This window comes from Haloprofundus halophilus (assembly GCF_003439925.1).
Taxonomy (GTDB): Archaea; Halobacteriota; Halobacteria; order Halobacteriales; family Haloferacaceae; genus Haloprofundus; species Haloprofundus halophilus.
Window position 1 is genome coordinate 216,307 of the sequence record NZ_QQRR01000002.1, and the last position, 19,442, is coordinate 235,748.

Consider the following 19,442-nt stretch of genomic DNA (forward strand, 5'->3'; position numbering starts at 1 on the left):
GCCGTCGAGGCGGAGTGTAGTCGAGGAAGATGTACACCGGTCTATCGCTGTCGAATACGCTCGTGGCGTGAATCGTGGGCGACTAGGTGGTGTAATACTCGGTGACGTTCTCGCCGAGGCTCGCTTCGAGGCTGGCTTTCAGCGGTGTGGCCTCCTCGGTGAGCTCGACCGAAATCCAGTCGCCCTCTCCGTCGTATTCGACGATGTCGGCGGCTGCGAGTTTGGGGAGGTGCTGATGGTAGAGTGTGGTCAGCACCTCCTTGACGTCCTCGTCGCTCGGCGAGTCGTACTCTCGGCGCGCGACCGCCGCGGCGAGGTCTTCGAGGAGAACGGGCCGTTGCTGCTCTGTGAGGTGTGCAAGGACGGCTCGACGACGAGGATGACCCACCGCGTCTGCGACGAGCGTTTCGAGGGAGCCACCAGAGAGATACTCGAACGCCCGATCCGGTGTCGCATCCTGCGAGGGCTTCATCATGTGTACTACGATGGCCTCCACAGGGGCGTGAAGTCACGGCACGTAAATTCCGGGAGTATATACGTCGAATTCACGTGTTTCGGACGGTATCCTGCGTTGTCAGGTAGAGCGGCTACCGACGACGCGAGGCTCTCGGATACGCCCGGTTCTGATGCCGATTTCCCCGGCGACGCCCGCAGACAACCGTTCACGACGCTCAATACTCACGCACCACAGCTATCCTCTCCCCCCGCTCTCTCTACAGAGATGAAGCGTCGTTTGCTCCAATGCTCGGGCTGCAACGGGTACGTGCTCGGTCAACGCACGCAAGACGAGAGACTCATCCCGGTCGGCACGAAGGACTGTCCGGACTGTGGAAACGCTAACTTCACGGTTGCCGACCGGTAGACACCGCCGTCTCCGTCGCCGCTCTGACAGCGGGAACCTCTGTACGAGTAGACCGGTCTCCGGAGTCGCGAACGGAGTGAAACCGCCCCAGAACCGACGACGCGGACTTTCCCTGGATTCGCGTCAAATGGTGCACTCGACTCTCCGAGCTGTCGAATGGTCGCTACGGGCCGTCACTGTACGCGTGTGCGGAGACGCGTCCGAGAGGATTCTCTGACTGGGTTGCTGGCGGGGAACTACCCTCAGGCCTCGTATTCGGGTATTCCCTCGAACGCCCCCTATCGTCGCTCTCACACCGAATCGGTGTAGAGAGTAGGGCAGCCAGCAACCGTAGAGAAATTCAACGCCTAGCGATAACAAACATCAACCTACTATTTTAGGCAAAAATACGGCCGGGTGGTCACCTACTCGCCAGTCACCTACTCGTCAGTCACCTACGAGTGAAGTGTGGACTTCCGCTTCGGACGATCCGTAACCGGGTTCACGCCGGACCGGCCCGTCGACAATTTTTGGAGACAATAGTCGGTTAATTATATACGTTTGGGGAGAATGATGTCGCCAGACTTCCGTGACTGCAATCCAGATCGAAGCGCTCTACAAGAGGTACGGAGACGTCACCGCGGTCGACGGGCTCTCCCTCGCCGTCGACGACGGCGAACTGTTCGGCCTTCTCGGTCCAAACGGGGCCGGCAAGACCACGACGATGGAGATTTTGACCGGCCGGCTCACACCGGAGCGCGGTCACGTCACCGTGCTGGACGTCGACCCGGTCGAACGCCCGACTGCAGCCCGCGAACGAGTCGGAATCCTTCCCGAAAAGGAGTCGCCTCCTAGCTTCATGACTCCCCGGGAGTACTTCGAGTTCGTCGGTGCAGTCCGTGGAATTTCCGACGACGAGCTAGACGAGCGAATCCGGATGTGGGCCGACAGACTCGGTTTCTCGGAGAAACTCGACACACTGTCCACGGATCTCTCGCGCGGCCAACAGCAGAAGGTCATGATCGCGAGCGCGTTCCTCCACGAGCCTGCTCTCGTGTTCATCGACGAGCCGCTGGCCAATCTCGACCCAATCGTCCAGGAGCGGGTGAAGCGCTTTCTGCGCGAGTACCGGGATGCCGGCAACACGGTAGTCGTCACGACGCACGACGTGGATGTGGCCGAGGAGCTGTGTTCGCGCGTGGGGATCGTGTACAACGGGACGCTCGTCGAAGACGTTCGCCCGGCCGAACTCGCGACCGACCAGACGCTCCTCGACGTTTTCTTAGACCGAGTCGACGCGACCGTCGAACGAGGTGTTCCAGCGGGTGACTGACGGCCGAATGCGCCGCGTCTTCGTCGAGATGTTCGTCGAAGAGTGGCGAATGCACAGCCGCCTCTTTCGCGGGAGTCATTTCGCTCTGTTCCCGGCGTTTGTCGCCCTCTTGACCGCAGGGATGGCGTGGTTGCTCGTCGTCACCGGTACGGAGCCGGAAACCGTGTTTGCCGGTCTGCACGCGCTTGCACTCGTCTTCGGTCTTCACACGGGGTCGATAGGTTTCGTCGGACGGGACGCACTCCAGAACCTCCTCGGCGACGTGACGCTCTTGGTCTTTACCGCCCGGACGCTGCCGCTCTCACAGCATCGGTTGCTCGGCATCTTCGTCGTGAAGGATGTCGTCTACTACGCGCTATTGTTCCTGTTGCCGATGACATTCGGGACGGTGTTGGTCACCCTCGAGACTGAAGGGGTTTCGGGGTTGATCTCTACGGGCGAGACGGCACTCGTCCTGTGGACAACTCTGACGGCGACGTTCGTTCTCGGGATGGGAGCGACGATCGCAGGACTCGGACTCACTCGGCGGGGCGCTTCCGGTCTCGCGATGCTCGCGCTTCTCCTCGCGGCCGTTGCTGCGGCGGCCGTCGGCGGCGTCGACGTCGCCGCTTACACGCCCTACGGCGTGTTTCTCGAACCGACGCTCTCGCGAATCGGTGCGGTAGTGGCGCTCGTGTTCGCGGTCTTTCTCCTCGGAGCCGCTACGTTCGATGCGACTGCACCCCGGCCCACTCGCACTGTCGGACCGTCGTTTCGTCGATGGTGGCGTCGTATCGGAGATCCGCTCGCGACGAAGACGCTCCTCGACGTACACCGCAGTGCCGGCGGATTCTGGAAGGTGTTCTTTTCGGCGGCAGTTCTCTTCGGCGTCACCGTCAGTCTCGTCGATTTCGCCGGCCAGGTCACCGGCGTCTCGCCGTCTGTCGGCGTTTCGTTCGGCGCGATTCTGGGGCTCTCGGGATTTACGACGTACAACTGGCTCACACAGTCTGACGACCTCGACTCGTACCTCGTCCATCCCGTGTCCGTTCCCGCCGTCTTCGAGGCGAAGTTCCGGGCATTTCTCCTGCTCGGTCCATCTGTCGGACTCGCGTTTTATGCGCTCGCGCTCGGCTGGCGCAGGAGTCAGTATCTCGACGCAGTCGTCGGAGCCGTCTTGCTCGTCGGTGTCGCGTGCTACATCTTCGGGGTTACGGTGTATCTGACGGGACTCTCCCCGAACGAGTTTCTCTTCGACACTGCCCTGTTTGCGGTCTTCGGTGTCGCACTGATGTTCCCGCTGGTCCCGATTCTCGTCGTCGGGTTTGCACTCGCACCGCTGTCTCTCGGTAGCGTGGTCGCACTCGGGGGTGGCGGGGCCGTCCTCGCAATCGCCGGCGTCGTCCTGTATCGACGGTCGATTCCACGGTGGTCGAGACGATACCGGGAGCTCCGGTGACTCGCGACTGCAGTCGTGGGATTCTGCCTCACATCTACTGTCGTGGGGTTCAACCTCGCAACTAACGTCGTGGGCCTCAACCTCGAATCCGCTGTGACGCGCTACGCGTCGGGGACCGTAAACGAGAACGTCGCTCCCTCGCCGGGGTCCGAGTCGGCCCAGATATCACCGCCGTGGCGCTCGATGATCCGCTGACAGACCGCGAGTCCGATGCCGGTCCCATCGTACTCCTCGTGGGTGTGAAGTCGGTTGAAGACCTCGAAAATACGATCCGTGTCGTCGGGGTCGATACCGATTCCTTCGTCGTGCACCGAGACGGCCCACTCGTCTCCCGCTCTCTCGGCCGAGATGTGAACGCGCGGGGGTTCGTCACCGCTGTATTCAATCGCGTTGTCGAGCAGGTTCTGGAACACCTGCCGGAGCTGGCTTGCGTCACCCTCGACTCGAGGGAGCGGGTCGGACGTCACGTCGGCGTCGCTTTCTTCGATCCGTAACTGCAGGTCTTCGAGGACCTCGTCGAGAACTGAATCGAGATCGGTCGGTTCGAGCGGGTCGCCCGACGTCTCGATGCGCGAGTACTGGAGCAACCCCTCGATCATCGCGCGCATGCGGTCGGCACCGTCGACGGCGAACGCGAGGAACTCCTCGGCGTCTTCGTCGAACGCGTCACCGTGGCGACGCTCGAGCAGTTGCAGGTAACTCGATACCATCCGGAGCGGTTCCTGGAGGTCGTGGGAGGCGGCGTAGGCGAACTGTTCGAGCCGCTCGTTGGACTCTTCGAGGTCGGCGACTAGCTGTTCGAGTTCCTGCTGGTACTGGCGGCGCTCGATCGCCTCCGCGAGAACGTTCGCGATACTCTGGACGAAGGTCACGTCCTCCTCGGAGTACTCCCGTTTCTCGGTGTCGTGGGTGCCGAGGATTCCCCACGGCTCGTCGAACGGGCCGATGACGGTGCTGAGACCGCTTCGGACGTCGTGGCTCCGCAGCAACTCGGGGCCGTCGAAGCGCGAGTCCGTCTCGAGGTCTTCGACGACTATCGGGTGATCGTTCGCCAGCGTGTACGCCGCCTGGGAGTCCGATTCGGTGGCTGATACCCTAGCCTCGCCGACGATGCCGTCGCGCCAGCCGACGCCTTGACGGAGCAACAGCTCTTCGGCGTGCGAGTCGAGGTCGAGCACCTTGCAGTACTCGTTGTCGAGAGCGTCCGCCACCTGGCGCGACGCTCGGTCCATGAGTTCGTCGAGGTCGTCGTTTTCGAGCGCGAACTGTCCGAGGTCGGCCACGGTCTGCTGCTGATTGGCGCGGCGTTCGAGTTCGCGTTCGCGCTCCTTGCGGTCGGTGACGTCGGTGATGACCCCCTCGATATCGACGAAGTTGCCGTTGTCGTCGAAGACGCCGCGCCCGAAGTCCCTGACCCACCGGCTCTCGCCGTTGGCTGTCTCGATTCGATAGGTCACGGAGAACGATTCGCCGTCGGCCGCGGCTTCGTGGATCTGCTCCCACAGATTCGGGTTCTCCGTCTGGTCCATGACGTCGTCCCCCCAGGAGACGGCATCGGATTCGAGCGTTTCGGCTTTGTACCCGGTTATCTCCCGACAGGCGTCGCTGACGAACTCCATCGGCCAACCCTGTTCGTTACGGCACCGATAGACCATCCCGGGGACGTTGTCGATCAACGTCGAGAACTGCCGTTCGCGCGTCTTCCGCTCCGTGATATCGTTCTGAACGGCGACGAATCGGTCGATCTCGCCGTGCTCGTCGGTCACGGGCGCGATCGTCTGCTCGGCGTAGTACAACGCTTCGTCCTTTCGCTGGTCGATAATCTCTTCTTCCCACACTTCGCCGGCCCGGACCGTCTTCCAGAGCCGTTCGTAGTAGTCGTCGGTGTGTTCGCCCGACTGGAGGATGCTCGGCGTCTCCCCCACCGCCTCCTCGGCCGCGTAGCCCGTGGTCTCTTCGAACGCCGGGTTGACGTACGTAATCTCGCCGCCGGGGCCGGTCATGTATATCGCGTGACCTGTAGCTTCGACCGCGCGCTCGAAGCGTGCGAGCTCCCGCTCGCGTTCTTTCTTCTGTGTGATGTCTCGGAAATAGACCGATAGGCCCGTATCCGATGGGTAGATGGCGTTGTAGAACCACCTGCCGGCCGGCTCGTAGTACTCCTCGAAAATCACGGAGTCCTGCGTTTCGAGGGCTTCGTACAGCGCGTCTTCGAGGGGGGCCGTGGAGACGGCTTCGTCGCGGATATCTGCACCGATGGCGGACTCGTCTACGCCCAGCGTCTCCATCGCCTGATCGTTCAGATACCTGAACCTCAACTCGTCGTCGAGCGCGTAGAACCCGTCCGAGATGCGCTCGAACACCTCGTCGAGTTCGGTTTCGAGTTCGTCGCGCTGGCGTTTGACACGCTCCGTCTGCGTCTCGAGGCGACGTTCGTACTCCCGTCGGTTGGTCATGTCCCGGGTGACTTTGGTGTACCCCTCGAGCGTGCCGTCGTCGTTTCGAATCGCGGAGATTGTCACGTTCGCCCAGAACGTCGACCCGTCGGCTCGGACCCGCCACCCCTCATCTTCTACCGAGCCGTCTCGTGCGGCCTTTTCGAGGTTCGCCTCCGGGACACCGGCCGCGCGCTCGTCGTCGGTGTAGAACGTCGAGAAGTGTTCGCCGACGATTTCGTCGGCCGTGTAGCCCTTGATCTGTTCGGCACCTGAGTTCCACGTCCGGACGCGTCCGTCCGGGTCGAGCATGAAGATAGCGTACTCCTCGGTCGCCTCGACGAGCGAGCGAAACTCGGCGTCCGATGTGTCCGATTCCGCCGTGGACGTTCGTTCGTCCGGGACCGGCTGCCACCAGACGCGTCCATTGCCGCCGACTTTCTTCGTTTCGAGTCGACCGCGATCGGCGAGGCGTTCGAGGCGCTCGTAGGCGCTCCGACGGCCGAGGCCGGTTCGGTCTGCGATCTCGGTCGTCGTCACGGGTGCCCCTCCCGCTTCGAAGAGAGCGAGGGTCTCTCGAAGTGCGTCGGTTAACTGTACGTCGCTCACTACTTTAGTTTCTCACGATACTGCCGGATAAATCCTCCGCAGTTGGAGGGTGTGTCGTCGGTCGAAGGGAGTGAACGGAATTCCATCGGACGATTTCGCGCGGCGTTCAGCAACCTCGCAGTAATGCACTCTCGGCCGCTAGCTCCTCAGCCGCCAACTCCCCGACCGACACTCCTCAACCGCCAGCTCTCCGACCGCCAACTTCCCGACCGATAGCTACGGGTGAGCGTACCCGAAAACGTGGCAAAGAGGAACACATTCGATCAGCTTTATATCGAACAGATGATTCCTCACGCACAGGAGGGTACAAACCCCCCCGAGAGAAGACGTAGGTTCTGACACACCACCGCGTTCTCTCTGATCTGACACACCACCTTTTGGGGTGCCTCATCGGCGAGCAGTTGCTGGGGGGCACTCGCCACTACTGCATAGTCGCTTTTCGAGTATCAGCGGTGTGGCTAATCTTTTAGGGACCATGAGTATCGTTAGAAAGACACATTCCGTTCGTGTACAAACGGCCTCGACGGATTCGGCAGTAGTCGATGTGTAGATTATCCAATACCTAGTATTTCACCCGATGCGACCGAGTACAGTGATATGAGGCTTCGACATCGGATTCGGTCAATCGAGTGGGAGGCCGTCGCGGGGTTGATCGCCGCCGTGCTCGCGCTCGTCCTTCACTTCCTGCACATCATCGAGGAGGGCGTACTGGTGATGATCACGCTGGTTCTCCTCTCGTTGCTGTTCATCCGGGACCTTCGGCGCGAAGAGCAGACCGAAGAGATCGCTACTTCGGTCGAACGGACCGAAAATCTCGTCCGCGACGTTCGGGGGGCGCTTCCCGCCCCGAGCGTCGAACTGATCGGCCCCGAGTCGCTCCGCTCGGAAAGTGCTCGGTTCGGACGGAACGCGAGCGGGGACATGGTCTGGTTTCACGTCTGCTTGCTGATGTTCCGACCGCAGAGTCTGTTCGATGCGCTGCTTCGACCCGCGATCGAGAACCCCAACGTGGACTCGATCCAGTTCGTCCTCGACGAGAGCGAGCGGGAGAACTGGAGGGCACACGTTGAACCCAAAGTAGCGGCGTGCGAGGGTCACGACACCGTCGAAGACCCGCTTTGGTACGACCTCGACGAGAGCGTCTCCTTCATCATCACCGATCACGTCTCCGGGGAGTCGCAGGCCCTCTTGAGTTTCTGGGGTGAACCCTTCATGGCCCGCACTACCGAGAGAGACGTCCCGCGATACATTTTCAGGGTGTACGAAGAATCCGGCTTGCTCTCACAGTTCCGAGAGATGGAACGGATGTACCGACTCCGAGGTTGATGCGTCGCTCTTGTGACTTCTCCCACTGTCCAGTCTACCCGATACGCGCGTTCCATACGACGTAGTCGCTGAATCCTTCATTGTCTCTGCCGAAAGCCGCGTGCTGAATGCAGCGGATGGAGCTCGAAAGCCACTGTCCCTTGTTCACGTGTGTACCGTCGGACGCAAACCGGAGAGTTACCCCCGTTTCTCGCCGATAGGTTCTTGCCAAAGGAGGATGGCGCCCGAGCCCCCGGCGAGTACGACGCCACCGACGGCGAGTGCGAACAGCGGCGAGACCGTATCAGAGATAACCCCACTCCCGAGTTGGAACGGGACGACCGCCAGCCCGCTGACCATCGCCATCGCGCTCAGCACGGTGGCGCGGCCGAGCGTCTCGATGCGGTCGTTGATGTACTGTCCGGCGAACGAGCGGGTGACGTCCGAGAGCCCTCGTATCAACAGGAACGTCGGAAGCGCCAGTAACGGGACGAAGTACATCCCGACCAACGCACCGCTGACGGCAAACGGCAGAACGAGAAACCACGTTCGCAGTCCCACGGTCCGCTCGATGGTACCGGTGTAGTAGCTGAGCACTGCGCCGACGATACTGTACGCCGCGTAGAACCACCCGAGCAGGCTCTCGACCTGTGACTGAGCGACCCCGAGGTCGAGAACGACAGTCTCGAAAATCGGCTGGAGGAAGACGAACACGAGGTACGTCACACCGGCGTACAGAACGTAGTAGTACAGGAGGAACGCCCGGAGTTGGCGGCGAGTGAGGACATCACGGACGATGCCGACCGTTTGGCGAAGACTCAGCGCCTCCGAGTTCGTCCGCTTGTACGTCTCCGGATCGTCGAGGGAGAGCAGTACGACGACCCCGATGCTCGTCACGCCGGCAGCGACGAACCACGGGTACGAGAGGTCGATGCTGCCGAGATACCCGCCGACCACGGCCGCACCGGCACCGACTGCCAGCGCGACCGACTCTCCGCGCCCTCTCACGCGAGCGAACTCGTCTTCCGAGAGGTCGTCGGTGAGCGTGTCGTAGAGCCACGCGTCTTCGCTGCCCGAACGAAAGTTGTAGCCCATCGACCAGCAGACGTAGAGGCCCGCCAGCGGGAGAAACGAATTCGAGAGGCCGATACCGAGAAGCGTCAGCGCGATGATCGACGTCCCGATGAGGAGACTGTTGCGCCGTCCGACTCGGTCACCGATGTACCCAGTCGGGATCTCCCCGAACAACGTCGTCAGATTGTACAGCGCCTCTAAAATCGCAATTTGGGTGAACGAGAGCCCCTGTGCCAGAAAGAAGAGGTACATGATGGGCCGGTAGAACTCGACTGCTTTCGTCGCCTTGTAGAGATAGTACTTCAGAATACTCACAGAGAGCGCCCACCGAGTCCCGATACCCGCACAGCCAGTCATATGTGTGTGCCGGCAACGGAGGGCTGCAAAGTATATCCTGTTATATTATTTTTATTCACGAAGTGGAGCTCTTCGAGTGGGCTGCCAGAGTCTGAAGTTCTCGTCAAAAATCAGTCGAGTTGTCTGTGAGTGTGTGAATTTTCTCATCTCAAAACGTGTAATCGTTGAGTATCGACCTATCACAGGAACTGTGTCGCGAGAGAGCGTGACTTCTCTCGGTCGATGCTGTCAAATGCATCGTCCTGCTCCAGTGTCTCGAGAACAGCCGGTACTGGCTCCTTGAACGTGAAGAGTAGGTGCACTCCTCGTTTGAACCCACCACTGGTGCGGTCACTCGAAACAACACCGTAAGTTGCTGCTTTGTTAATGTGACTGTTTACGGTTTCCTGTGTATACACATCACGACCAGAACTGTTGCAGATCACCTGGTAGAGTTGGTAGACGACCGGACTCGGTGCCTTTCCGTCGTTGACGTCCGCGATAACTGCAGCTGCGTACAACGCGAGTTTCTTGTGCAGCGACATTCCATCAACGATCTCTAATACGCGGTTTTTGACGAGCGAGTCGTTTGCAGAGCGAACATGTTTTTCGGTGACAACTGTGTCTCCGTTTTTGTTTGCGTCTTCACCAGCGTCTCTGAGCAGATCGATTGCCCGACGGGCGTCACCTTCGTTTTTCGCAGCGTGTGCTGCGACGAGGTTGATGACGCTTTCTTCGAGTGCGTCTTCTTTGAAAGCGTCACGCCGGCGATTGAGAATCTCGATGAGTTCATGGGCTTCGTAATCTGAGAAGTGGATGCCGGTCGGATTGTAGGAACTGTCCGTGCGACTGTCGAGGTTCTCACGGAACTTCGGATGGTTCGTGATAACAACCGTCGAAATGAGCGTGTTGACGTGCTGTTCGGCCATCGCACGACTCAGACTGTAGAGCAGTCGAGAGTACGCAGGTTCATCTTCACCCTTACTCCCAGTGAGTGCGTCGATCTCGTCGAGAATGAAGACAAGCGAGTCGAAATGATCTTCGACGATTTCGTAGAGTCGAACGTACTTTGCATCTGTTGATACGCCTTTTCGGGGGAGTTCCCATGCAACACCTGCTTTGTGAGCGGTTTGCTGGCCGAGTTTCCACACGGCACGATCGAGAGTGTGTGACTCCATGGCTTTGAAGTTCACCGACACGAAGTCGAAGCGGATACCGTTCGTTTCTGCGCGCTCTTTCACTTTCTCGGCGACCGCTTTGACTGTGAGGCTCTTTCCGGTACCGCTCGGTCCGTACAAGAGGAGGTCTGGAGGGCGTTCACCGTCGAGTGTATCGCGGAACGCTCTGGCTTCTGCGGCCAGTTGCTCGTCACGCCCGTAAATGCGTTCGTGGTCGACGATGGTGGTGGGGTCGACGAGTTGTTTGTTTTTGAAGACGGTAGTGCGTTTTCCGTCGAGAATACTCTCTACAACGGACTCTGTGGACTGGTCGGTGTCAGGGGAATTTGAGGTATCTTCGCCGGGAGTGTCCATTGATGGTGTGTTTGTTGACCGACCTGCATTAACCTCTTTCGAAATGAACGGGGCTGTGTCGAAATGAAGGGGCCACACTCGAAATGAAATCAGTACCATCGTCGAAATGTCGACACCGATGTCGAAATGAAGAGGCCGCACTCGAAATGAAACACCAACCAGCGTCGGAATGACCCTGTCAATCTCGAAATGAACACCCTATACTCGAAATGAACTCCCTATCGCCCCAAAACGACCCCCACCCACCAATCGAAATGAAATCGCTCACAAACACTCTTTCCACACGCACCCAGAGAACCATCTGTTTCCTCGAAATGAAATTCATACTGAAAACGCCGAAAGCCGTGTAAGCCTCGTCCACAGACCTCGAAACCCAAATACGACTAGATAGGCCTCCGATTCATTTCGAAGACGGTGTGTGAGACTCCCTTCTCTACTCTCTTTCTTGAGAGATTTCATTTCGAAATTCGGGAGTGTGACTTCCCTCTCACCACTCCACATTACTGTTGAGTTCGCCTCGCTGAAGGCAGCCATAGTTGACGCTATCTCAGTCTTCAACGTGCCTACAGCATCTCTCAACTTCGTGCACGAGAGGATATTATTCGCCTGCGAGCACCGCGTTGACGATGACGCCGACCATGAGCATCAACGCGGCGACGTAGAGGCTCGTGAGAATGATGATGATGCCGCTGAGAACGCCGTAAATCGCGTACCGGGTTGCGTTTATGGCGTACAGGTGGATGACTAACAGAAGCGCCGACCAGCCAACGGCGGCGGTGAGGGCCCCGGGAACTGCCCCCGACCACGACATCACGGCTCGGGAGGGGACGTAGTACATCGGGAGGAACGCCCCGGTGAGGACGACGAGCAGAACGACAGACCCGACGACCCCGAGCAGAGGCGTAGCCGGCAGTAGTGCGAACACCGCGCTCGTGACGACGATCATCGTGAGCGCGAGGCTGAACGAGACGAGCGTAGTTACCGCATCGCGAAGTTGCACGCGAAGCGACCGCTCGGCGGCGTTCTCGATGCGTTCGACGACAGCCAGAAACCCGGTTGCAATGTTCGCCCCGCCCCAGGCGAGGACGACGATCGCGAACACTCCTGCGCCGGTCCGTCCCGAGACTTCGGTCATCGCGTCGTACATCAACCCCTGGGCTTCGACTGTGAGAAACTGCGGTGTCGTCGTATATAACTGGAGTGCGAGCCTCTCGCCGATGATTGCGAACACTAACACTGAGAGCGGAACGAACGAGACGAACGCATAGTAGGCCAGTGCGCCGGCCGGATACTTGATTTCCTCCTCGTACGCCGCCCGAGCCACAGCTACGGTGACATCGAGTACGCGCGCCAACCCTCCCATACAGGAGTAAGTGTACCTACAGACAAAGAGGTTGCACCGGAGCTCGTCACGCGGATTCGGAGCGAAAGTTCACGGCTCCAGCCGCGGAGCTACCCTCGGGTATCTGTACAACTATATGGGTTGCGCTACGGAGTTGGGTCAATGAGTTCGAGGAACTGGACCTCTGCTGATGTTGCCGGACGGAAACTCATCGTCACCCTCGGTGGGGTTTTCGTCGCACTCGTCGTCAGCTATCCGTTTCTCCCGCTCGTCGACGACACGTCGTCGGATCTCTGGGCCGTACTCGGTATTCTCGTTGGTATCCCCAGCCTTGTCCTGTTGTACGGCGGCTACCGGCTGCCCCGAACCGATATCCGGCCCGAACTCTATTCTACCATCGGGATATGGTGTCTACGCGGTATAGCGGTTAGTCTCGCCATCTTGGTTCCTATCGTTCTCGCAAACGACGACCCAAATATCGTCGCAAATACACTCCTGCTCACGGCACTGGGCAGTCTCGCGGGCTTCGGTGCGGGAAGCTACGACGCGCGGGCCAAAACACGGCAACTCGAACTCGAAGAGACGGTCGACCAGCTGGAAACCTCGAACGAGCGCTTAGCACGACACCAGCAGTACACCGACGACGTTCTCGACGCGATCCACGACGTGTTCTACGTCATAGACGAAAATGGCTCTCTCGAGCGGTGGAACCAAAGCCTCACGGAGGTGTCCGGCTACACGGACGAGGAGATCTCGTCGATGGCCGCGGCCGACTTCTTCGAGGGCAACCGTGATGCAGCCGTGGCTGCGATCCGCAGCGGCTTCGAGAGCGGTTCAGTGACTGCCGCGTTCGAGCTACGCACCAAGGACGGTGACGACGTCCCCTTCGAGTTCGTTGCCTCCACGCTTGAGGACACGTCGGCTGACGCTGTTTTAGCGGGCATCGGACGTGACGTTACGGGCCGCATCGAGCGCGAACAGCAGCTCCAGCGACGGGCTCGACAGCAACAATCAGTGGCCGAGCTGGGCCAGTTCGCGCTCGAAAACGACGACCTCGACGAACTCATGTCCGAAGCGTCTCGTCGGGTAGCGGACGTCCTCGACAACGAGTACTGCAAGGTGCTCGACCTCGACTCGAACGACGAGCTTCTGCTCCGCCAGGGCGTCGGTTGGCGCAACGGAGTCGTCGGCGAAGCTAGGGTATCCGCAATCGAAGCGAAGTCCCAGGCAGCGTACACGCTGGCGAACGACGATCCGATAGTCGTCGAAGACCTCGAGACGGACCCGCGCTTCGACGGCCCCGGGTTGTTGCGGAGCCACGCCGTCCGAAGCGGCATCAGCACCGTCATCGGTCCGTACGACGAGCCGTGGGGGATATTGGGTACCCACGACGCGGAGCCGCAGACGTTCACCGACGAGGACGTCAACTTCGTCCAGAGCGTCGCCAACGTGCTCGCGGAAGCCATCGAACGCCACAGATACAAAGTGGAACTCGAGCAGCTAGTCGCCGACCTCGAAGAGTCCAACGAGCGGCTTGAACAGTTCGCCTACGCCGCCTCTCACGACCTTCAAGAACCGCTCCGGATGGTGTCGAGCTATCTGCAGTTGATCGAGGATCGAGCCGACGAAGAACTAACCGAGGAGACCGAAGAGTTCCTCGAATTCGCCGTCGACGGCGCCGACCGCATGCGTGATATGATACACGGGTTACTGGCGTACTCGCGCGTGGAGGGCCAGGGGAACACACTCGAACCGGTTGACCTCAACGAAGTGGTCGGAGACGTGCGCGACGACCTCGACGTGTGTATAACCGAGAGTGATGCCGACGTAGCCGTCGCGGAACTGCCTCGCGTGATGGGAGACGAACGTCAGTTGCGTCAGGTGTTTCAGAACTTGTTGAACAACGCTCTCGAGTACAGCGGGGACGAGCGGCCACGGGTGCGTATCTCTGCCGACCGGAACCGTTCGATGTGGGAGATATCGGTTCGCGACGAGGGAATCGGCATCGGGCCGGACGAGCAGGACCGTGTCTTCGAGGTGTTCCAGCGGCTCCACCCCCAGAACGACCACGGGGGGTCGGGCATCGGCCTGGCGCTGTGCGAGCGGATCGTCGAACGCCACGGCGGCGATATCTGGGTCGAGTCCGAGCCGGGTGAGGGAACGGTGTTCTCATTTACTCTTCCTGCAGAGGACGAGTATGACGAGTAACCAGGGACGCGGCGAGCCGGTCGACATACTCCTCGTCGAGGATAATCCCGGCGACATCCGTCTCACGAAGGAAGCGTTCAAAGAGGGGAGAATCGCGAACACCCTCCACGTGGTCAAAGACGGCGTCGATGCTCTCGACTTCCTCTTTCAACGAAACGACTACGCCGACGCACCGCGGCCCGCCCTCGTGCTGTTGGATCTCAACCTCCCCCGGAAGAACGGGGACGAGGTGCTCGAAGAACTGCACGCGGACCCTACCCGTCGTCGCATTCCGGTTATCGTCCTCACGAGTTCGGAGGCCGAAACGGACGTCGTCAAGTCCTACGAACTCTGTGCGAGCGGATATCTGACGAAGCCGGTCGACCCCTTCGAGTTTATCGAGATGCTTCAGGAGCTAGAGCGGTTTTGGCTCTCGATTATGCGGTTGCCGACCGATACAAGCCTCGACTGAAACCACTGCGTATTCAGCGCGTCTCGAAGAGCACATCTCGTGTAGAAGCCTTCCCGAACCGAAACCCCACATCGACGCAAGCGCCTCCAGAATACCCGGATTTGCGGGACAGATACACGCCGTCGGTACCGCGGCGACGGAACGAGATACCGGCCCAGTACCAATCAGTTAGCGAACCATACATTAATTACAATTTATGAGAACATCTTACGAGAAAACGTATGCAGGAGCGAAAACACGAGGGGCGAGAGGACATCGGGAAGTTCGATCCTGCGGTATCTGACGAGCAGTGTACCGTTTGCGGTACGACTGAGCAGATACGAGTCCACCACATCGATGGCGTAGAGGCGAACACGGAGGCAGAGAACTGCGTTCCGATGTGTGAGGTCTGTCACCAGCGAATTCACACCGATTCTCGGGGTTCGGAGACGTGGATGCAATACGACGTTGCCGTTCCTGACGACGTTGCCGCCTCGGTCGACCGAGAGTTCGTCCGTCTCGTCTGCGAGTGCAACCAGGTACTCGGATGGCGTCCGGACAAACATCGGCATTACCTTCCGCTCGTCGTCGTCGACGGAGTTTCGGGCGTCGAACAAATGGACGCAGACGACTTCTACGAGCGTCTCGACGAGCGTGGTCTCCTACAGTGACTGAACTCGACTATCTAAATTCAGAATAGTCAGAGAGCTACTCACGACTTCGGATTGGAGCAGCGCACCGTCTCCGAGGGACTTTCAGAGACAGTACACTCGTCTTCGTCCGGAAACAGCACTGCAAATCCTGTGTGTACGTCTGTAGATGGTCTATAGCATCCGCCCGTCGAGTGCGAAGGAATCTCTTGCATGTGCGTACGGCTATTTCTGGCCTCGAACGGCTCTACATCGGTTTTCAAAGCTCCTCGGGAGTACTCCCGTTCGCCGTCGTCGTCGACCACAGACACCGATACTCTCAAAACAGAATTTTCCATACGTTCGGGCTCTCGACGTCGATTTCATGGAAGAACGGCTATCCTGGATTCGTAGCGTCGACGACGGTTTATTAACATCTAAACGCCCTTCTCAGTCGCACTCTAGCGCAGAATCGATGATGGACACAGTCTAAAGAGTCGAACAACAGGAGATTCTATCACTAATGCTAGAATGCAATATAGGCGTACAAATCCATCACGTCTGTCGATTTCGACCGTAATCAATCTACCACTCCGAGGACCTGATTCGGTTATTAACTGTCGCGCTATATCGCGCGGAGAGCCGCCCTCACGTGGGAGTAGCGGTTTTCGGGTTTACTGCCCCCCGTCTACGCACGATGGCTTCACTACGAGTCCGATATACATTCGAAAAGTCGGGGACTGATTGCGGATTTTCTTCACCTGTACGGATGGTAGTATCTCGATGACTACCCCTTTTAGAGCCTTCTTTTGGCGTTTTCGCCATGATTGGTGCAGTGTATCGGCCGATATCGAGTACCGAGTTGAGGAGACACCTCGTGAGAGACAACGGGGAGGTGTTTGCCAAACTGAGACTCAAACAGCATAGATGGTAAATCAGCGCTCCGTATCGGGATTTGCATCGAATATTGCGCTCTAGTCCACTACAGTGAACACGCCAGCGTATTCGGGAACTCGAAAGCAAAACGGATATGCTAGAAAGCGCAATTTTCCTCAAAAATGAGTCCGCTCTATATCGCCTCCCTCATCGCCCTCTGGGTATCGACGCTCTCGTTCATGTGGCTGGTTTCCTACCTCTGGATGCACAAAGCACCGGTCGTTCGCTGAGAAGGAGTTAATCTACGAGCGTATGCTCTGCTATGGATCTATAGCTGTAGTGGCAAGGATCTCGAAGGCTCGCCGGTCTCAGAAGGGAGCGCGCCCCCAGTTGTGCACTCTCTAGTTACGCTTCGACCATCCGGTGTCGGTCTTCCCACGAACGCCGCTCGCGAATCGCCTCTCTACCTTTCTCGGTAACCGCGTAGTAGTTCGTTCGACGATCTATCGGCCCTTTCTCCACGTACCCCTTGTTGACGAGGGTGTCGAGGTTCGGGTAGAGTCGCCCGTGGTTGATCTCACCGTCGACGTACTGTTCTAGCTCTTTTTTGACCTCTTGTCCTGACGGTTTGTCGAACCCAGAAATCACGTACATGAGGTCTCTCTGGAAGCCACTCAAGTCGTGCATATGATATACTCCACAAATTTGCATATAATGGTTCGCAGTGTCACTTATGCTGACAACTCTGAACGAACTCTCGGCGTCTGGACGGTCGACATTATCGTCGGTCGGTGAATCGAAAGCACGAGATCGGCGGGCAGACGTTCGTCGAACGCTACTCGGCGCTCGAATACAGCCACGGGTGAGACGTCTCGGCTCACTCGTTTAAGGAGCGTTCTCATAATCGGACATCGTGTGCTTCGTGCGCTCTATTTGTCGTTTTCGCGGATCACTCGTTGTCTATTGCCGTTCATACTCAGTCATGTTCACCGCAAGAGGACAGACGGTGGTGACGAGAATTCTCTCTAGGAGGTATCGAGAAGGAAACGTAGAATGGGTCAAAATGAACCCATGCGCCCGAAAGTGGCTTGTAGAGTCGATATAAGCCGTGTTTAGATAAGAGAAAGAGAATGAGGTCTCTGGGGATTCGTCTAGTAATCACTTTCAATTCTCATAATCGGTCGCCGTCTATCGGTTTTGTATCTTAGAGGTTGTGGTTCGTTCGAGAACGGGCCAGCTCGAACACGAAAACTGCTGTGAGGGGCTCCGAAACACCGATTCGTGGCGAATGGACACACATCTTGTCTGCTCATCGCTGGCTTCATACTCTCACCTCGAACGGTGGATAGACGGTCTCTTGCGGGTTGTGAGGCCGATTATGAAACTTCGATTGATTCGTTTCGCTGCTCGAGAGGTGGTGTGGACTGTTCTAACCGGATGGGACTGATTATGAATCGAGGTGTTCAAATCCGCTGACTCGTTCACCTGTTTCACACAGATGCAAGGAGGAAGCCCACGACTTCAGTCGTGGGTCACTGACCCGCTCGGGACGTTACTTGCATATTGTTTCAGCCGCCATACACTCATCGTCAGAGACGACTGAGTAGCAAACTCAGAACCCACTTCGATTGCTCTGTTGAAACCCTCGGAACGTGACAGGAATAACGTGCTGAATACAGAGCGCAAATGCACCAACTCCGACCCCTTTGCCGAGACGCTGGTGAAAATTGAAAATGGATTGTCACACCGCAGATTTCAAGCGAACGTTCTTGAATGCAGTATCATGAACAAACTGGACTCGGAAAGCAAGTTCGATTACGACGTACTCGTCGTCGGTGTTGGAGGGATGGGAAGCGCCGCAACGCACCACCTCGCCGCACGAGGGGTTGACGTCCTCGGGCTCGAACGATACGACATTCCACACACGATGGGGTCGTCACACGGTGTGACCCGAATCATCCGAAAAGCGTACCACGAGCATCCTGACTATGTACCGCTACTCAACCGGGCATACGAACTCTGGGACGATCTCGAAGCACAACACGACCAAGCATTGCTCTACACACATGGGTCACTCGCTCTCGGCCGGCCCGATTCAGAGACCGTCACTGGTGCCCAAGAGGCCTGCCAGACCCACAGTCTCGAATACGAACGGTTGGATGCAGCCCAAATCAACGAGCGATTCTCGGGATTCGACCTTCCAGATGATTTCGTGGGAGTCTACCAACCGGAGGGTGGCTTTCTGTGGTCAGAGCAGTGCATCGTCGCTCAAGTCAACGCGACCCATCGCGAGGGCGGGACAATCCACGCTCGCGAGCGAGTGACTGAGTGGGAAGCCACCGATGAGTCGGTACGCGTCGTAACGGACCGAGATACCTACACAGCCGAGAAGTTGGTTATTGCTGCAGGAGCGTGGGCGGCAAAAGTGCTGCCTGAACTCGCTAACGTACTTCAGCCACAGCGGCAAGTGCTGGGCTGGTTCCAGCCAGCGGCTCCCGTAAACTTCCGGCCCGAGTCGATGCCAGTCTACGTCGTCGAACACGACGAGGATGACCTCTATTACGGCTTCCCGCAGTTCAACGTACCAGGCGTAAAAGTCGGGAAACACTATCACTTCAGAGAAGACGTCGACCCAGACGAGATGGCACGCGAGCCTCGAAACGAGGACGAAGTCGTCCTCCGAGAGTGGTTGGATCACGGCCTTCCGACTGCAAATGGGCCACCGATGGCGCTGTCGACCTGCTTGTACACGAACACGCCCGATAAGGAATTCATAATCGACCACCACCCTACGTATGACAACGTCGTCATAGCCTGTGGGTTCAGTGGACACGGATTCAAATTCTCGAGTGTTGTCGGAGAGATTCTTGCCGACTTAGCAATCAACGGCGAGACCGACCATCCGATAGAGCGCTTCGCGGCCGACCGATTTTGAACCAAGTATCCAGACAGATTGCTTAGGATTAGTCAGCTCATTCTGACAGCAAACGAGGTGGTGGTAGTGTGCGCTTGCTGCATACACCCTCTGGGCCTTGTTTAGACGCGGTGCAGTTC

The 19,442-nt window shown here is 58.4% G+C and carries 13 protein-coding genes; 7 read left to right on the plus strand and 6 right to left on the minus strand.

Going from position 1 to position 19,442, the window contains the following annotated elements; genetic code table 11:
* Positions 1 to 82: 82 nt before the first annotated feature.
* Positions 83 to 475 (minus strand): DUF7344 domain-containing protein, encoded by a 393-nt coding sequence (locus DV709_RS10705; RefSeq protein WP_117594439.1) that lies wholly within the window; start codon positions 473 to 475, stop codon positions 83 to 85.
* 955 nt (positions 476 to 1,430) lie between these two features.
* On the opposite strand from DV709_RS10705, the gene DV709_RS10710 reads away from it, so the two are divergent.
* Together DV709_RS10710 and DV709_RS10715 are read left to right on the plus strand one after the other, a co-directional pair.
* Complete coding sequence (locus DV709_RS10710) at positions 1,431 to 2,174, plus strand: ABC transporter ATP-binding protein (RefSeq protein WP_117594440.1); 744 nt, start codon at positions 1,431 to 1,433, stop codon at positions 2,172 to 2,174.
* Positions 2,167 to 3,612, plus strand: coding sequence for a hypothetical protein (locus DV709_RS10715; protein WP_117594441.1), 1,446 nt, complete (start codon positions 2,167 to 2,169; stop codon positions 3,610 to 3,612). Before DV709_RS10710 ends, DV709_RS10715 begins: the two co-directional genes overlap by 8 nt.
* A 101-nt stretch (positions 3,613 to 3,713) precedes the next feature.
* Here the strand turns inward: DV709_RS10715 and DV709_RS10720 are convergent, their stop codons facing one another.
* Complete coding sequence (locus DV709_RS10720) at positions 3,714 to 6,656, minus strand: PAS domain S-box protein (protein ID WP_117594442.1); 2,943 nt, start codon at positions 6,654 to 6,656, stop codon at positions 3,714 to 3,716.
* Positions 6,657 to 7,253: 597 nt separating this feature from the next.
* Between DV709_RS10720 and DV709_RS10725 the strand changes: the two genes are divergently transcribed.
* Positions 7,254 to 7,982 carry a hypothetical protein gene (locus tag DV709_RS10725; protein WP_117594443.1) on the plus strand — a complete coding sequence of 243 codons (729 nt, stop codon included), beginning with the start codon at positions 7,254 to 7,256 and terminating at the stop codon, positions 7,980 to 7,982.
* Between the two features lie 177 nt (positions 7,983 to 8,159).
* On the opposite strand, the gene DV709_RS10730 is transcribed toward DV709_RS10725, so the two are convergent.
* The 3 genes from DV709_RS10730 to DV709_RS10740 all read right to left on the minus strand — a co-directional run bounded on the left by DV709_RS10730 (position 8,160) and on the right by DV709_RS10740 (position 12,266).
* Positions 8,160 to 9,392, minus strand: a complete 1,233-nt coding sequence (locus DV709_RS10730; RefSeq protein WP_117594444.1) for an MFS transporter — start codon at positions 9,390 to 9,392, stop codon at positions 8,160 to 8,162.
* Between the two features lie 179 nt (positions 9,393 to 9,571).
* Positions 9,572 to 10,903: a Cdc6/Cdc18 family protein gene (locus DV709_RS10735; RefSeq protein ID WP_117594445.1), complete on the minus strand. Its 1,332-nt coding sequence runs from the start codon at positions 10,901 to 10,903 to the stop codon at positions 9,572 to 9,574.
* A gap of 598 nt (positions 10,904 to 11,501) precedes the next feature.
* Positions 11,502 to 12,266 (minus strand): YihY/virulence factor BrkB family protein, encoded by a 765-nt coding sequence (locus tag DV709_RS10740; RefSeq protein WP_117594446.1) that lies wholly within the window; start codon positions 12,264 to 12,266, stop codon positions 11,502 to 11,504.
* Positions 12,267 to 12,407: 141 nt separating this feature from the next.
* On the opposite strand from DV709_RS10740, the gene DV709_RS10745 reads away from it, so the two are divergent.
* The 3 genes from DV709_RS10745 (at position 12,408) to DV709_RS18195 (ending at position 15,554) form a co-directional block, all read left to right on the plus strand.
* On the plus strand, positions 12,408 to 14,453 hold the full coding sequence (locus tag DV709_RS10745; protein WP_117594447.1) for an ATP-binding protein: 2,046 nt from the start codon (positions 12,408 to 12,410) through the stop codon (positions 14,451 to 14,453).
* Positions 14,443 to 14,904, plus strand: a complete 462-nt coding sequence (locus DV709_RS10750) for a response regulator (RefSeq protein WP_117594448.1) — start codon at positions 14,443 to 14,445, stop codon at positions 14,902 to 14,904. Before DV709_RS10745 ends, DV709_RS10750 begins: the two co-directional genes overlap by 11 nt.
* Before the next feature lie 434 nt (positions 14,905 to 15,338).
* On the plus strand, positions 15,339 to 15,554 hold the full coding sequence (locus tag DV709_RS18195) for a hypothetical protein (protein ID WP_232819725.1): 216 nt from the start codon (positions 15,339 to 15,341) through the stop codon (positions 15,552 to 15,554).
* A gap of 1,239 nt (positions 15,555 to 16,793) precedes the next feature.
* On the opposite strand, the gene DV709_RS10760 is transcribed toward DV709_RS18195, so the two are convergent.
* Positions 16,794 to 17,075: a PadR family transcriptional regulator gene (locus DV709_RS10760; protein ID WP_117594450.1), complete on the minus strand. Its 282-nt coding sequence runs from the start codon at positions 17,073 to 17,075 to the stop codon at positions 16,794 to 16,796.
* A 1,096-nt stretch (positions 17,076 to 18,171) separates the two neighbouring features.
* Here DV709_RS10760 and solA point away from each other — a divergent pair.
* Positions 18,172 to 19,323 carry an N-methyl-L-tryptophan oxidase gene (solA, locus tag DV709_RS10765; protein ID WP_117594451.1) on the plus strand — a complete coding sequence of 384 codons (1,152 nt, stop codon included), beginning with the start codon at positions 18,172 to 18,174 and terminating at the stop codon, positions 19,321 to 19,323.
* Positions 19,324 to 19,442: the final 119 nt, after the last annotated feature.

Excerpts from the sequence above, each read along its gene's own strand:
- DV709_RS10745 (WP_117594447.1), top strand. The coding sequence starts at position 12,408 with ATGAGTTCGAGGAACTGGACCTCTGCTGATGTTGCCGGACGGAAACTC.
- DV709_RS10740 (WP_117594446.1), bottom strand. The coding sequence starts at position 12,266 with ATGGGAGGGTTGGCGCGCGTACTCGATGTCACCGTAGCTGTGGCTCGG.
- DV709_RS10730 (WP_117594444.1), bottom strand. The coding sequence starts at position 9,392 with ATGACTGGCTGTGCGGGTATCGGGACTCGGTGGGCGCTCTCTGTGAGT.
- DV709_RS10735 (WP_117594445.1), bottom strand. The coding sequence starts at position 10,903 with ATGGACACTCCCGGCGAAGATACCTCAAATTCCCCTGACACCGACCAG.
- DV709_RS18195 (WP_232819725.1), top strand. The coding sequence starts at position 15,339 with ATGCAATACGACGTTGCCGTTCCTGACGACGTTGCCGCCTCGGTCGAC.
- DV709_RS10760 (WP_117594450.1), bottom strand. The coding sequence starts at position 17,075 with ATGCACGACTTGAGTGGCTTCCAGAGAGACCTCATGTACGTGATTTCT.
- DV709_RS10725 (WP_117594443.1), top strand. The coding sequence starts at position 7,254 with ATGAGGCTTCGACATCGGATTCGGTCAATCGAGTGGGAGGCCGTCGCG.
- DV709_RS10705 (WP_117594439.1), bottom strand. The coding sequence starts at position 475 with ATGATGAAGCCCTCGCAGGATGCGACACCGGATCGGGCGTTCGAGTAT.
- DV709_RS10750 (WP_117594448.1), top strand. The coding sequence starts at position 14,443 with ATGACGAGTAACCAGGGACGCGGCGAGCCGGTCGACATACTCCTCGTC.
- solA (WP_117594451.1), top strand. The coding sequence starts at position 18,172 with ATGAACAAACTGGACTCGGAAAGCAAGTTCGATTACGACGTACTCGTC.